Below are 13,808 nucleotides of genomic sequence, written 5' to 3'. Positions count from 1 at the left end.
GTGGGCCTACCTGAACGGGGTCGAGATCGACTTCTCCCGCCCGGGCAAGCCGACCGACAACGCGTATATCGAGTCGTTCAACGGCCGCCTCCGGGCGGAATGTCTGAACGCCTCGTGGTTCCTGTCGCTGACCGATGCCCGGGAGCGCATCGAGGACTGGAGGTGCCACTATAACGAAGACCGACCTCATACGGCCTTGGGCGGCTTGACGCCCCGAGCCTTCGCCAACCAAGCTGTCACAGCCCAAGAACTTGCATAGGCCGTGGACCACAAACGGGGTCAACTCCAGGCCCACCGCACACTAACTCTACCCTTGGACCACCTCGTGGGGGCCGATCAATATCCCTCGCTGACGGAGCCAAAACTGGTTGATAGCGGCTGGTCCATTGTTAGCTCGCCCACTTCTCTGTTCCTAGCCGATCCGCTCATTGAGCCCTGCCCATCGCCAACCGGTTAGGCCACCTTTGCAACGCCGTGATCCGTGTGCCGATGTCGAAGAGATACAGCGGAACGCCAAATGCGATGAGCAACGCGCTGCAGTCTTCTCCTTCGTAGCGATGCCGCCTATCGAGAAACCCAGTATCGAGATAGAGGCTGCATCGTCACGATGGGAACAACCTGATGAGAGTGGACGGCGCGGAGGTCCTGGAAAGGACGCTCACGGAAGACGAGGCCGCCATCCTCGAAGCCTGGAACATATCTCTCCGGGAAGGGACCTCCCTGCAGAGCGGTCGGATCCGGGAGGCCGAGCTTCAGACCCAGGCTAAGATCGTGTTCGGCCAGCTTCAGGGGGCGCTCGCCTCCGGCGGGATCGATGCCGATGCCGAGCACTATGCCGCGCTGCGCGAGACCCTCGCCGATATCTCGCGCTCGCGGGCGATCCAGGGGTTTTCACCAACCGATACTGCCAATTTCATCTTCGCCCTCAAGGAGCCGATCTTCGAGGCGCTCAGGCGCAAGTCGGCCGTGGACGCCACGAAGCTGGCGGCAGGAGTATGGGCGGCGGGCAAGGTGCTCGACAGGCTCGGCCTGCACACGATGGAGGTCTTCCTGGCCAGCCGCGAGGATGTCATCGGGCGCCAGGGGCAGGAGATCGCCGAACTCTCCACACCTGTGGTTCGGCTCTGGGACGGCATCCTGGCGCTGCCGCTGATCGGCACCCTAGACAGTGCCCGCACCGGCGTCGTGATGGAAAACCTGCTCCAGGCCATCGTGGATGAGGAGGCCGAGATCGCCATCATCGACATCACCGGCGTGCCGACCGTCGACACTCTGGTGGCGCAGCACCTGCTCAAGACCGTGGCTGCCGCCCGCTTGATGGGCGCCGACTGCATCGTCTCCGGCATCCGGCCGCAGATCGCACAGACAATGGTTCACCTCGGCGTCGAACTGAATGTCGTCTCGAAGGCGACGCTGGCCGACGCCTTCGCGCTCGCCCTAAAGCGGACCGGCCGTAAAGTGGTGCGCCAGCAGGCGACAGCGACCGAGGAGCGTCGCTGAGGCCATGGACCGCATCCCGATCCTCAAGCTCGGCGGCGTGCTGATTGTCACCATCCAGGTTGACATGCACGACCGTCTCGCGCTTGCCCTGGAGGAGGATTTAACGACGATGATCGCGCGGACCGGCGCGCGCGGCGTGTTGATCGAGATCTCCGCGCTGGAAATCGTTGATTCCTTCATCGGGCGCATGCTGGTGAGCATCGCCGCCGTATCGCGGGTCCTCGACGCCGAAACAGTCCTGGCCGGTATGCGGCCGGCGGTCGCCATCACGTTGGTTGAGCTCGGCCTGGAGCTCACCGGCATCCGAACTGCCCTCAACGTCGAGCGCGGCATGGCCTTGTTGAAGGCGCGCTTCGCCGAGGACGGCGACGGGTTTGGGAGCGACCGTGACGGTCTCGACGACTGAGACCCTTGCAATCCGATCCGGTGACGATGTTGTCCGCGTGAGGCAGCGCGTACGTGCGCTCGCCGTCGACATCGGCCTCGGGCTCGTCGATCAGACGAAAATCATCACCGCAGCGAGCGAACTCGCGCGCAACACCCTCGATTACGGCGGGGGTGGTGAGGTCCGCGCGGAGATCGTCCTGGCCGGGACGCGCAGGGGCTTGCGCCTGACCTTCGAGGACCGGGGCCCAGGCATCGCCGACATCGAGCAGGCGATGACGGATCACTACACCTCCGGGAGGGGCCTCGGCCTCGGCCTGGGCGGGGCCAAGCGCCTCTCGAACGAGTTCCATATCGAGTCGACGCCCGGCGTCGGCACGCGCGTCATGATCGCCCGGTGGAAATGACATGGACCGCGTCACCGTCACGGAAGCGAGCCAAGTAGCCGAGGCCCGACGACGCGCGGTCGCCGTCGCTCAGTCAATCGGCTTCGACGAGACAGCAGCCGGCCGCCTCGCGCTCGTGGTGACCGAACTCGCTACCAACGTGGTCAAGTACGGCGTGCCGGGCGAGATCTTGATCGGAACCTACGAGGATGGGACTGGCTCGGGTGTCGAAATACTCGCGCTCGATAAAGGCGAGGGCTTCTCGAACCTCAGCTTGGCCCTTTCGGACGGACACTCCACCGGCGGCAGCGCGGGCGAGGGCCTTGGCGCGGTGCGGCGCCTCTCCGACGTCTTCGACATCGTGTCCCGCCCCGGGCTGGGCGTGGCGGTCCTGGCGCGCCTGTCAATCGAGAGGAAGGCCGCTTCGGACGACTTGCCGGGCTTCGGGGCGGTCGCGGTCCCCCTGATGGGCGAGACCGCCAACGGCGACGCCTACGCCGTGCGCGAGCGGGCCGACGGCTGGACCGCCGTGGTGTCGGACGGACTCGGCCACGGGCCGGAGGCCGCTAAGGCGTCCGAGGAGGCGCTGAAGCTGTTCCGACGGCATCAGGACAAGCCGCCCGCCGCGATTCTGTCCGCCATCCATGCAGACCTGTCGCATACGCGTGGCGGTGCGATCTCCGTGGCTCGTTACGAGAGGGACCGGGGCATCCTCGTGTTCGCGGGGATCGGCAACGTGGCCGGTGCAGTCGTCTCCGGCACGGCGATCAAGCGAATGGTAAGCCTCGCCGGGACCGCGGGGCACGCAGCCCGACGCATCCAGGAGTTCGAGTACCCCATGCGCCCGGACGACCTGTTCGTAGCGTGCTCGGATGGGATCGCCACGGCGTGGTCGCTGGACGCCCACCCAGGCCTCACGGCCGCCCATCCGACGCTCGTGGCCGGGGTGATCTATCGCGACTTCGCGAGGGCTCGAGACGATGCCACCGTGCTGGTCGTGCGGGAGGGCGCGTGATGAGGTGGCCGCTCCTCACCAGTTACATCCAGCACGAGGACGACATCGTAACGGTCCGCCAACGCGTGCGCGCGCTGTCAGAGCGCCTTGGCTTCGAGATCCAGGACCAGACTCGCATCGCCACGGCAGTGTCCGAGATTGCGCGCAACGCCTACGGCTACGCCGGAGGCGGGCGCATCGAGTACGGCCTCGATCAGGACAACGGCGAGCAGTTCCTCGTCATCAGGGTGAGCGACAAGGGACCGGGCATCGCCGAACTCGATGCCATCCTTGAAGGTCGCTTCCGATCGACCACGGGCCTCGGCATCGGCATCACCGGTTCACGGCGGCTGATGGATTGCTTCGACATTCACACCGCGGCCGGCAACGGCACTGTCGTGACGTTCGGGAAGCGACTTCCATCCGGGATCGAAAGTTTTACGGGACCGAGGCTCGCGACCCTAGCTGAGGATGTCGCCCGAGCCAGGACGGAGGAACCGCTGGTCGCTCTACGCGAACAAAACAGGGAGCTTCTGCGCAGCCTCGCCGCGCTGGCCGAGCGTGAGGAGGAAACCCAGCGCCTGAACCAGGAACTCTCCGAGACGAACCGAGGCGTGGTGGCGCTCCACGCCGAATTGGAGGCGCAGGCCGTGCTCCTACGCGAGGCGGGCGTTTTCCTCGAAAGCCAGGTGGCCGCGCGCACCGCCGAGCTTGCTGAGGCGAACGCCCAGCTCCTCGCGGAGGCCGTCGAGCGCGAGCGAATGGAGCAGGACCTGCGGCAATCGCAGAAGCTCGAAGCGGTCGGGCAATTGACCGGCGGCGTCGCGCACGACTTCAACAACCTGCTGACCATCATCCGTTCGTCCGTCGACTTCCTCCGCCGCCCAGATCTGCCGGAGGACCGGCGCAAGCGGTACATGGACGCCGTCTCCGACACGGTGGATCGCGCCGCCAAGCTCACCGGACAGCTCCTAGCTTTCGCGCGTCGTCAAACACTGAAGCCGGAGGTGTTCGAGGTCGGCGAACGCCTGCGCGGCGTGGCCGAAATGCTCGACACCATCACCGGCGCACGCATCCAAGTCTGTGTCGAGGTATCGGACAGATCGGCCCTAGTCCGCGCGGATCTCAACCAGTTCGAAACGGCTCTGGTCAACATGGCGGTCAACGCCCGCGACGCTATGGACGGCAGCGGAACGCTTACTATGCGGATGGCGGCTGGGCTGGCCATGCCGACGATCCGAGGCCATGCCGGCTCGCGGGGGCCGTTCGTCGCGGTGTCGCTCGCCGACACCGGCTCGGGTATTCCCGCAGAGGTGCTCGGGCGCATCTTCGAGCCGTTCTTTACGACCAAGGACGTCGGGCGCGGTACAGGCCTTGGACTCTCCCAGGTTTTCGGATTTGCCAAGCAATCCGGAGGCGACGTGGATGTGACGAGCGAGAGCGGTAAGGGCACGATCTTCACCCTGTACCTGCCCGAAGTTTCGTCCGAGGCCACTGAAGTCCCCGCGCCTGACCCCGACGCCGCATTGTCGCCAACTGGCTACGGTCAGCGCATCCTGCTCGTGGAAGACAACCTGGAGGTCGGAGGTTTCTGCACCCAGATCCTGGAGGATCTCGGGTACGCGCCCGAGTGGGTCGTCAACGCGGAGGAGGCGCTCGAACGCCTCGGGACGGACGGTGCGGGCTTCCAGGCCGTATTCTCTGACGTCGTCATGCCAGGTATGGGGGGAATCGAGCTCGCTAGAGCGTTGCGCAGCCGGCTCCCGACACTGCCCGTGATCCTAGCCTCGGGCTACAGCCATGTCCTGGCCCGCGAGGACAGCCATGGCTTCGAGTTGCTCCACAAGCCCTACTCGGCCGCCCAGGTCGGCCGAGTCCTGCGACGGATCATCGGCGCCTCGGCCCCCAACCGCTAATGGGCATCTACCGGTGATGCTTAATCTGGAAAGATCCTCGAACAACTTCCCACAGGTGGACTCAACCGGCTCGCGTACGATCACGCGGCTTCCGAGCCCGCGGCGCGTCGGTGACTGAAGCAGCGCCTGCTTTCGAGATGCGCTGGAGTGAGCCTGTACGGCTGCAGTGGGTCGCCAGCGGAACGTCCGCATATGCCCCCCATCTTCATAGCTTTGGTTTGAGTGTCTCCTCCCTTGTCGGCATGAGCCGGCGAGGAGACAGACGATGGGACACTCAGCACACGATCCGGCCACGAAAGGGCGGCCGGCCTGGAACGCTGGCCGCAAGCTCGGCGCCAAACGAGCCCTCAAACCTCAACAGGTCTGGGCCATCCGATTCTGGCTCGACCGCGAACGGCGCACGCGCGACCGGGCAATGTTCGACCTTGCCATCGACAGCAAGCTGCGCGGCCGCGACATCGTCAAGCTTAAGATCGGCGAGCTCGTCAGCGGCGGTCGCGTCCGTAGCCGCGCCATCGTCATCCAGCGCAAGACCGGTCGACCAGTGCAGTTCGAATTGCTCGAACCTGCACGTACCAGCATCCTCGCATGGCTAGAGGCCAGGGGTGGAACGCTCGAGGACTATGCCTTTCCGAGCCGGCTCGATGGCGTCACACACATCAGCACCCGGCAGTATGCTCGCTTGGTCGATGAGTGGGTCACGGGCATCGGGCTGCGCAGCGAGGACTACGGAACCCATTCCCTCCGTCGCACGAAGGCGTCGTTGATCTACAAACGGACCGGCAACCTTCGTGCCGTCCAAATCCTGCTCGGCCATACCAAGATCGAGAGCACGGTCAGGTACCTCGGTGTCGACGTCGAAGATGCACTGACCCTGGCCGAAGGCACGGAGATTTGAGCGTTCGGCCCCTCGGCTTCAGTGTCGAGGGGCTTTCAGAGCAGCCCGACAAAAAAGCGCCCATTCCAGTCCCTCAATGCGCTCGTCTGCGTCTCCGAAGCAGACATCGATCAAACCGGCAGCCACGAGATTCTTCGATCGGCGCCTCCCGCGCCCTTCAGCAAGCGCATCCGTTCGTTATTAGGCTGTTACAGGCCTGCGGCTTGAAATTTCGCCCAACCCGTGGCGCAAGGCATCCACGACACGGGCAATCAAGCGCGCAAGCGGCGAGCGCCAAAGGCCGAAGCTGTCGTCGCAGAGCGGGTCGTTGACGACCGGACTGCCATCCGTGCCGATCAGCACATTCCCGACATTGGGATCGAGCGCGCGCGGAGCCGCTGCACGAAGGGCTGACACGAAGCTCTCGTATCCCGGCCAAGAGGCCCTGAAACGCTCGCGGATCCCATCAAAGCTTGGATGATCGATTTGGGGTTCGTAGGTCGGCCACTCCGCCTTGAACCGCTGGCGAACCCCTTCTTCCATCATCACACCGGGCTGGTCGGCCAGGACGGCGTGGGCGTAGGCAAGCCACCAAGTCTCCGGCGTTGGGTTCGTTAGTCGCGAGCCGACCGTCATCAGCGCCCCGCAGCGGCTGACGGACAGATCGTGGACACGTGGCGCATGCGGCCCGTCGGAACCCGGGAAACCGCGCTTGAGAAGACCCGCATAGTCGCCGAAACCGTCGGCCTTGCAGGCGAGGCGGACGACGATGTCCGGATGGTCGGGATGAGCATGGACGGAGCCGTGGTAGCCGTATCCAATCTCAGCCCAGCCCGAGGCGATGAGGGAGGCGTGAGCCTTGGCGGCTGAGCGTTCGAGAATGCCCAACGCCACCAGCGAGCGACTGGGAAGGCTGTTGCGACTCTTGAATCCCAGCATCGCGCTCACTCCTTCCTGCCTTCTGCCGATCCGACGCGACGCGGCCTCCGGAGCCGCAGCAATGCAGCCATGGGAGACAGGCCGGACGGGCGAGTCCAGCAGAGGTCGAGATGACCGTGTCCATGTCGGGAGGGGCATGACGCAACCGTCACACCACCGTCATCCAATGACCGGCGGGCCCTGAAAGTTCAAGTGCTAAAGACACGTAAATGTAAGCGCTGCATGCTGCACGAGGTGCAGACACGGGGGCGGTCAGGCCGCCGATGCCCGCGCGAGAAGGCGACGCGCCACGATGCCATCTGCCTCGCTGAAACCTCGCTCGGCATCCGGCCGCACGTGACGGCCCGCATGGGCGGGGCCAACCTCGACGTCATCGAGGATGAGGTAGTGGGTAATACCGTTCCTCATCGCATGTTCGGCGATTTCATCGCCGCGATGTGCACGTTCGGCAGGAAGCATCCCGCCCGTCTCCGTATCCCGGCTCGTCGGCAGGATGGCCGTATGCCAGTCGGGATGGAAGCAGTCGTCGGGCAGGCCAGCCTCCACTAAGGTCGGCCGACAATCGGCAACGCGCCATGTTGAGGAAACGACGACCTGCGCGCCAAACTCCCTTACCAGGGCGGCGACGTGAGCCACCTGATGCGGGCTCAGCGTGTCCTTGCCGGCGTGCCTTTGATAGCTCACCGTGGTCACGACTCCGTCCACGTCGAGGTAGATCGTTGGGCGCTCTGCGCTTCCGTGCTCGTTCAAGAGGTCGGCCCTGTCCGATGCAACGGCATTGCACCTGCCGCCGCACGGGCTACAGCGCAATGGTTCAGCCGTCCAGCACGCGCTGGACCGTAACTTCCGATGTCGGCCACAGCCGATCGCCGGTAGCTTCCGGCGCCGCACTGCCAACGAACCATGTCACGGATGCTCACCGGACGGTGTGATCCAGGGGATTACCTTCCGCGGTCGCGAGTAGCCTCGCGCGGCTGTAAGGCCAAGCCGTGTCGTTCCATTGGCGCGGAACCTGCAGCTATCCAAAAGGAAGAGTGTCGCCCGTATGTATGTCCGACGGGCACCCAGGCCGCCACCGTCCGCCCCCCTCGTCCCAGCCATTTTTGGCACTGGCCGCCGGAATCGTGAAGTACGCCTCAGCTTATTTGAGCGCATCACCCATCGCGAAATCATCGAATGACGGAACACCGGCCAAGCCGATATCACCTAGGGCTGAGCTCTATCGATGCGAATCCTCAAATTTTCAGGCAGATATCATCCGAATCAGAAATGCTACATTCGGCCAGTTTACAACATATAGGCGAGAGCGGATCGGTGATCGCGGACCAACCCGGTGACCAGTGACCGGTTTCGCGGAGCCCCAGCACATCACGGACGAAAGCCTGAAGCTCGCCATCCAGTACAAGAACGTCACCCAGGCTTCAGTCATCGAATTATGGAAGGAAATGCGCTCGGTGATGACCCACCCGGAGGTGGTGGATCACATCATCGATCCGATGGTGCGGGCGACGTCACTACTCGATGCCAAGGGCATGACCGGCACCGCCTCGCACGGGTTTAGCCTGCTCGTGAAGGGTGCCGAGAACATCGGCGCGGCCAAGGTCCGGCCCGGTTCAGGAAGCTCCTCGACGGCTACATCAAGGCCATGCAGGTCATGGGTTCGACGGTGACGCCGGAGGGAATTTACAAAATCCAGAAGTATTCGAAGGCGTCCGGCGGGCGCTGGTCGGATCGCTTCTGCCCGGACGGCTGATGCGCGAAGGCGTCCCGCACGCAGCGATGCCAGGCCTGCTCTAGCGCCTGCGGGTCGGCCAGCGCAGCCACGGCAGGGGCCGGCGAGGTGAGAGCGAGGGCGAGAACGAATGGAAGGGTGCGCATGGGCGCCGCCTAGTCGTCCATGACGGTGATCTGCACGACCGCGCGGGCGCCGTCGTTCAGGGCCGCGTTGACGGCCTTGGCGAGTTCGACCCTGGCCGTCCAGTCCGCCAGCACCACGAGACTGAGCAGCAGGAGCCCCAGGAGGACGATGCGGCGGGGTGTGGGGAGCAGGATCAGTATGGTGTCGCCTCAAGCACGCCGAACCGTAACCGAAGCGTCGGGCCGGGGCTGCCGCGCGGCGAGCACACTGATACAAAAAGAGAACGACCGCGCTTCCACTATGCTCGGCGGCTTCGGCCACGGAAGCGTTATGCCGGTGGTGACACCGCGTAACGGGGCGCTAACCCTGCCGCGCAATCGTGGGATCGAGCGGTTTTGCATGGCGGTTCATCCGGCTGGACACCGGTAGCCTCGTCGCCTGACCTCGGATCGGATCGGGCGGCGGGGCAACTCTGGTGATGAGCGGCAGGGGTGAACCGAATGGCTGATTTCGGCGAGGCAAGGCTTTCCGACGAAGAGATTGATCGTCGGGCCCGGCAGCTGTTTGCGGAGGTCCGAGCGGAGCAGTCCGAGGCGAAGGCCGCGCGAGCGCTGGCAACGGCTGGCGAGGCAGCCGGAGAGATCGTCCCCGGTCTACCAGACTGGTTGCAGGACGCAGACGTTACGCCCGAAGACGCCGGCAGCGATTGACCGGTGCTGGATCAGGCCGCCTTCTTCTGCCCCTTCGGCGTCGGCTTGGCTTCTACTTGAGCTTTGCCCGCTTGGAGTTTTCCGAGGCCCAGGGACTTGGCGAGGCTGGAGCGCTTCTCGCTGTAGGCCAGGGCCACCATCGGATAGTCGCCCGGCAGGCCGAACCGCTCCCGGTAGCTATCCGGGTTGAGACCGTGCGAGGTCAGGTGGCGCTTCAGCGTCTTGTAGGTCTTGCCGTCAATGAAGCTGATGATGCCCTCCGGTCGTATCGACTTCTTCACGTCAGCCGGTGCAGCTTTCTGAGTGGCAGCCCCGGTAGCGGTAACGCTCGGATCCTTGGCGCTTAGGCCACTGACGGCAGCGTGGACAGTTGCGATCAAAGCGGGAAGATCAGCGGCAGCAATGTGGTTGTTCGAGACATAAGCGGCAACAAGATCACCGACTTGTTCAAGCGTGATCCTATTTTTTTCCATATTGATCTCGCTCATTTTGCTGGCCCTTCTGCTATGCGCCATTTTGTGATGGATCATGTCCAAAACTAAAGCAAGTCAGTTTTGGACCTCGCAAATTTTGGGCATCGGCCAGGGCCGCGCTTTTCACGTGCTACGCCTGCAAGCCATAAAAATGTAGCGGCAGCATGCTCGCTCTGAGTTTCTCTCCTCGAAAGGCACTTCTCAACAGCCCGACTCTGCCGCAGCGGAAATTTTCGTTCAATTAACTGCTTATCTGCTGCGCCTTGAATGCAATGACAGGCGATCGCAAATGCTCAGGCGGAGGTGAATATGTCCGCAGCCGCACTGCTTTCTAAAAATATCTTACTTGAGATTTTTCGACAATTTGTAATTGCCGATGCCCTGCCCAGTCCTCGTGCGTTGGAGGAATTAGCAATCGCGTCAGGCGAGAATATAGATAAGCTTAGAAATTATTACACGATGACCTATGAAGCTGCAGGGAACTACGGTGATCCGTGGACCCCGATTTCGCCGATCAAATCTGATCAGAGATAATTGGCATCCGGTTTGATGCCGCGTCGCGTACCGGCCCACGCTGGTGAGATCGGACGCTTCCCCGCCCCGTGATCAGATCGGGGCGGGGCCGAGCCGTGTGACGATCCAGGGCGGCAGCGGCGATCCTCAGGCTACGGGCACTTTGGTTCGAAATGGCGCGCATCGAGTGCGTGAACAGAAACGCTTTCGCGGTTGGCAGTCCTAACGGCAACACCGATGACGGTTGGTATAAGGCTGGGGCTACGCAAGCGATGCCGGAAAATGCAACGCAAGATAGTATTCAGGTTTCGATTATAAAATAATTTGAGGAATTTCGAAACTTCATACTCGCCGATCTCGTAGGCGCTTCGAATTGACGATCTGCACGTCATGAAGTCGGAGGTCAAATGCGTCCATTCTTCGTTGCCACGCTACTGTCGCTAACCGCCGTGCTACCAGCGGCTGCCCAAGATGCGCCTCCCTCACCGCCGCCCGTCGGTGCGCAGCAAGATCCAACGAGCGACGCCAAACATGCAGAACTCAAAGCTCAGATCGAAGCTGGCAGAAAGAAGCATGAAGCTGCCAATGCCAAGACCACGGGACTTTGGACTCGATGGAGTTATGCAGTCTGCATCGGTTGCGGGTTAGGTGAGCCGAAAAATATTCGTGTTGTTCACACGACGCCCGCACGCGTTCTCGCTGGCATTCCCGCAGCCGAGGATGATGCTCGCGAACTTGCGATAGCCCGGCGAACTCAGCGCCTTTGATCAACGACACGGCTGGCAGCGGTGCTGTGTGCCAGTGGCATTTACCCACCGGCAACGCCGACAATGGCTGGCTTTTCGTGGGCTGGTCCCGGCACGGGACTGCGAGGAGGCGTGTCTGAGACGGCCCGCTAACTAACCTCGTCCATTCTGTCACCGAAGCTAAGCTCGACTTTGGCCATTCATGCGGCGTGGCAGAGGGCATAGGCCCAGGGCGCTGGCAAACGGAAGCGGGGTTTTGTTCGGGCGCGTCGGCGCGGTGATGTTGCCAAAGTCCGCTCGCGCCAGATCGCATAGCGCACGGCGGCCAGTGCATCGGCGAAGGTGGGGCGTGGTTTGGGGTACCACGCGGCGGCCGCGACGCGTCGCCGTTGGCGAGCCGGGAGCCGTGCGGCCAGCAATGTAACGATCGAGAACAGGGCGAGCAGGCAGGGCGTGGTGCGGGCGATCGCCGTGTCGGACCACTGCCGCTGCGTCTCGACCCCAAGATGGGTGCGCGCTTCCTGGAAGGTGACCTCAACGGTCCAGCGACGCACGAACCACCCCACGATCTGCGCCGGCTCGCGCGTCGGTTCGGTGCAGAGCAGGGCCTGCGGTGCAAAGCGGCTCTCGGGATCGCGCACCAGCACCCATCGGATCGGCACGACCGGCAGACCGCCGTGCCGCCACACGGCGGTCCCGGAGGCGATCTCGATCGTGCGCTCGCCTGCCCCGTACCAGCCGGGCACCACGACCGCGTGCCAGCGCGTGTCCTCGGCCGCGAGGATCACAGCGAGCGTTGGCAGCCGCGCGCCTTTGGTCCGCGGGCGTCCGATCGTGCCCGGCGGCCGTGGCGGGGCGGGATCGTAGAGAGCAGCATCCAGCCGTAGGCGGGTGATTGCCGTGATGCGGGCGCGGCGCATCGCGTCGAGGAACAGCAAGGCCGAGAAGCCGCTGTCGCCCACCACCACGAGGTCGCGTCCTGGCAGCCAGCGCCGCGCCTGGAGGGCGAGTTGACGCCCGACGTCGAGCAGAGGCTTGTGCCGACGGCCCCGTTCACGACAGGCGCGCTCTGACGGCACCAGCGCGGTCAGAAACGGCAGCGCCCAGACGCGCCCCGCCCAGGGGATTGGGGCGAGCATCATCAGGCTCATCCAGCGCTGCCCGCTCGCCTTGACGAAGTGGCTGTCGGAGGAGCGAGCCGGATCACGGTAGATACCCTTGGCCGCAATCCGCTTGCCGCGGCGGCGCTCGATCGTATCGTCCAGTCCCAGGACCACGGGGCCACGTTGCGCGAACGCATCGACGAGGAGCCTGAGCAGGATAAGGCTGCCGGAGCGCGGGCACCACGCCGCCCGGTTGAGGATGCGGTGGAGGTTCACGAACCGCCGCTCCCGCGCGCGGCCGATGATGCGCAGGACGCTTGTCGCCGTGCGCTGCCCCGGCGTGAGGATCGCACCGATCAGCAGGTTCTGGGCGTGTCGCCACGAGCGGTGGACGAACAGCGGTGCGAACGCCAGGATGATCCCGGCGAAGCGGGCAGGCAGGGGGAGCATGGCGGTGTCTCTTGGCAGGGACGCCACCAGCCTATCCGTCTTGCCCGCTTCGTCACCTCCGCCCACTCGACGAGCCGCAAATGGCCAAAGTCGAGCTAAGCCGCCAGTTGTCCGAAGTCAGTCATTCGCTAGCGCTAGCGGTGTTGCGGCCGCTGATGGCGTCACGAAAAAGTCCAATCGGAACATGATCACGCCCGTCTCGCCGGTGACTTCCATGCGCCATTCGGAGCCAAGGCTTTCGAGCCGTGCGCCTTCCTCAAGAAGCACGCCGGCATATCGGATGGCCTCTCGGCGCGCGAACATGGTGTCCGGCAACTCCACACCCTTTTTGTCGAGAAGAGTCACGCCGTCATAGACGTTGAAATGGTAGCGCGGCACACGCGTCTCCGCCGTTGAAGGCGGGAGCTACGGCTCTCGGTCGCGGACATGCCTGAGTCAGAGACTGCGACTGTGGTTGGCTCTGACACACGCTTGCGGGCAGCGATCACACATGGATTAGGTTTTCAATTCATGAAGGATTTGTCGCACTGTGTGTGCAAACGATACAACCACCAGTGATTTGATGGGCGAACTGCGGTATAATCTGGCGATCGGTGGCAGCTAAATCTGGGCGCCAACGGCTGGTAGACGGATGCGCTCCCGCCCCAAACAGCAGGAGAGGCATGCCTCGCTACTTCTTCGACTTTCATGATGGACCGTCGTTTCGTCGCGACGCGATGGGAACAGAATGTGACAGCTTCGAAGGGGTTCGCTTTGAGGCCATGAAGACGCTGCCGCAGATTGCGTGCGATTTGATTCCAACGGACGGCGACCGGCAGGCATTTACCGTGCTTGTGCGGGACGAGAAAGACAACACCGTCTATACAGCGACGTTGATTTTTGCTGGGTTGTGGATGGGCGACACACCGATACCCGAGGTCGAGACGGATGCCGTCGGGTGACAACCTGCTCTCAGAACT

General features: G+C 63.7%; 18 protein-coding genes. 12 read left to right on the top strand and 6 right to left on the bottom strand.

The genetic code is table 11. The features are described 5' to 3' along the window. From MKK52_RS05285 to MKK52_RS05255, 7 genes are all read left to right on the top strand, one after another. Positions 1–259: integrase core domain-containing protein (locus MKK52_RS05285; RefSeq protein WP_243952775.1), on the top strand; the 259-nt coding region annotated here is incomplete at its 5' end. A gap of 362 nt (positions 260–621) precedes the next feature. Continuing rightward, positions 622–1,500: an STAS domain-containing protein gene (locus MKK52_RS05280; RefSeq protein ID WP_243952774.1), complete on the top strand. Its 879-nt coding sequence runs from the start codon at positions 622–624 to the stop codon at positions 1,498–1,500. 4 nt (positions 1,501–1,504) lie between these two features. After that, positions 1,505–1,906: an STAS domain-containing protein gene (locus MKK52_RS05275; protein ID WP_243952773.1), complete on the top strand. Its 402-nt coding sequence runs from the start codon at positions 1,505–1,507 to the stop codon at positions 1,904–1,906. 37 nt (positions 1,907–1,943) lie between these two features. Then, entirely contained in the window at positions 1,944–2,291 is a 348-nt protein-coding gene (locus MKK52_RS05270; RefSeq protein WP_243952772.1) for an anti-sigma regulatory factor, read from the top strand. 1 nt (position 2,292) lies between these two features. Continuing rightward, positions 2,293–3,285: an ATP-binding protein gene (locus tag MKK52_RS05265; protein ID WP_243952771.1), complete on the top strand. Its 993-nt coding sequence runs from the start codon at positions 2,293–2,295 to the stop codon at positions 3,283–3,285. Next, entirely contained in the window at positions 3,285–5,180 is a 1,896-nt protein-coding gene (locus MKK52_RS05260) for an ATP-binding protein (RefSeq protein WP_243952770.1), read from the top strand. The genes MKK52_RS05265 and MKK52_RS05260 overlap by 1 nt, the downstream gene beginning before the upstream one ends. Positions 5,181–5,445: 265 nt before the next feature. Then, positions 5,446–6,078, top strand: a complete 633-nt coding sequence (locus tag MKK52_RS05255; RefSeq protein WP_243952769.1) for a tyrosine-type recombinase/integrase — start codon at positions 5,446–5,448, stop codon at positions 6,076–6,078. 180 nt (positions 6,079–6,258) lie between these two features. Here the strand turns inward: MKK52_RS05255 and MKK52_RS05250 are convergent, their stop codons facing one another. Together MKK52_RS05250 and MKK52_RS05245 are read right to left on the bottom strand one after the other, a co-directional pair. Beyond that, positions 6,259–6,996 (bottom strand): hypothetical protein, encoded by a 738-nt coding sequence (locus MKK52_RS05250; RefSeq protein ID WP_243952768.1) that lies wholly within the window; start codon positions 6,994–6,996, stop codon positions 6,259–6,261. A gap of 252 nt (positions 6,997–7,248) precedes the next feature. Continuing rightward, entirely contained in the window at positions 7,249–7,887 is a 639-nt protein-coding gene (locus MKK52_RS05245; protein ID WP_313898726.1) for an HAD domain-containing protein, read from the bottom strand. A gap of 449 nt (positions 7,888–8,336) precedes the next feature. Between MKK52_RS05245 and MKK52_RS05240 the strand changes: the two genes are divergently transcribed. Continuing rightward, positions 8,337–8,666 carry a hypothetical protein gene (locus MKK52_RS05240; RefSeq protein ID WP_243952766.1) on the top strand — a complete coding sequence of 110 codons (330 nt, stop codon included), beginning with the start codon at positions 8,337–8,339 and terminating at the stop codon, positions 8,664–8,666. A 13-nt stretch (positions 8,667–8,679) separates the two neighbouring features. Here the strand turns inward: MKK52_RS05240 and MKK52_RS05235 are convergent, their stop codons facing one another. Beyond that, the gene (locus tag MKK52_RS05235) at positions 8,680–8,874 is read right to left on the bottom strand and encodes a hypothetical protein (protein ID WP_243952765.1); all 195 of its coding nucleotides are present in this window, start codon (positions 8,872–8,874) and stop codon (positions 8,680–8,682) included. Positions 8,875–9,354: 480 nt separating this feature from the next. Here MKK52_RS05235 and MKK52_RS05230 point away from each other — a divergent pair, with 480 nt between their 5' ends. After that, the gene (locus tag MKK52_RS05230; protein ID WP_243952764.1) at positions 9,355–9,564 is read left to right on the top strand and encodes a hypothetical protein; all 210 of its coding nucleotides are present in this window, start codon (positions 9,355–9,357) and stop codon (positions 9,562–9,564) included. Between the two features lie 11 nt (positions 9,565–9,575). On the opposite strand, the gene MKK52_RS05225 is transcribed toward MKK52_RS05230, so the two are convergent. Next, positions 9,576–10,052, bottom strand: a complete 477-nt coding sequence (locus MKK52_RS05225; RefSeq protein WP_243952763.1) for a MucR family transcriptional regulator — start codon at positions 10,050–10,052, stop codon at positions 9,576–9,578. Positions 10,053–10,346: 294 nt separating this feature from the next. Here MKK52_RS05225 and MKK52_RS05220 point away from each other — a divergent pair, with 294 nt between their 5' ends. Beyond that, positions 10,347–10,571 carry a hypothetical protein gene (locus tag MKK52_RS05220; RefSeq protein ID WP_243952762.1) on the top strand — a complete coding sequence of 75 codons (225 nt, stop codon included), beginning with the start codon at positions 10,347–10,349 and terminating at the stop codon, positions 10,569–10,571. A 386-nt stretch (positions 10,572–10,957) separates the two neighbouring features. Further along, positions 10,958–11,317, top strand: a complete 360-nt coding sequence (locus MKK52_RS05215; protein WP_243952761.1) for a hypothetical protein — start codon at positions 10,958–10,960, stop codon at positions 11,315–11,317. 179 nt (positions 11,318–11,496) lie between these two features. Here MKK52_RS05215 and MKK52_RS05210 read toward each other — a convergent pair whose 3' ends face one another. Together MKK52_RS05210 and MKK52_RS05205 are read right to left on the bottom strand one after the other, a co-directional pair. Beyond that, positions 11,497–12,849: a transposase gene (locus MKK52_RS05210; protein WP_243952760.1), complete on the bottom strand. Its 1,353-nt coding sequence runs from the start codon at positions 12,847–12,849 to the stop codon at positions 11,497–11,499. Positions 12,850–12,966: 117 nt separating this feature from the next. Continuing rightward, complete coding sequence (locus MKK52_RS05205) at positions 12,967–13,227, bottom strand: DUF6894 family protein (protein WP_243952759.1); 261 nt, start codon at positions 13,225–13,227, stop codon at positions 12,967–12,969. A 284-nt stretch (positions 13,228–13,511) separates the two neighbouring features. Here MKK52_RS05205 and MKK52_RS05200 point away from each other — a divergent pair, with 284 nt between their 5' ends. Beyond that, on the top strand, positions 13,512–13,790 hold the full coding sequence (locus MKK52_RS05200; protein ID WP_243952758.1) for a DUF6894 family protein: 279 nt from the start codon (positions 13,512–13,514) through the stop codon (positions 13,788–13,790). Positions 13,791–13,808 lie beyond the last annotated feature (18 nt).

It is taken from the genome of Methylobacterium sp. J-067 (assembly GCF_022829465.1).
Classification (GTDB): Bacteria; Pseudomonadota; Alphaproteobacteria; order Rhizobiales; family Beijerinckiaceae; genus Methylobacterium; species Methylobacterium litchii.
Note: the sequence above shows the minus strand (reverse complement) of the source record. Positions and strands in the feature narration are given on the sequence as shown.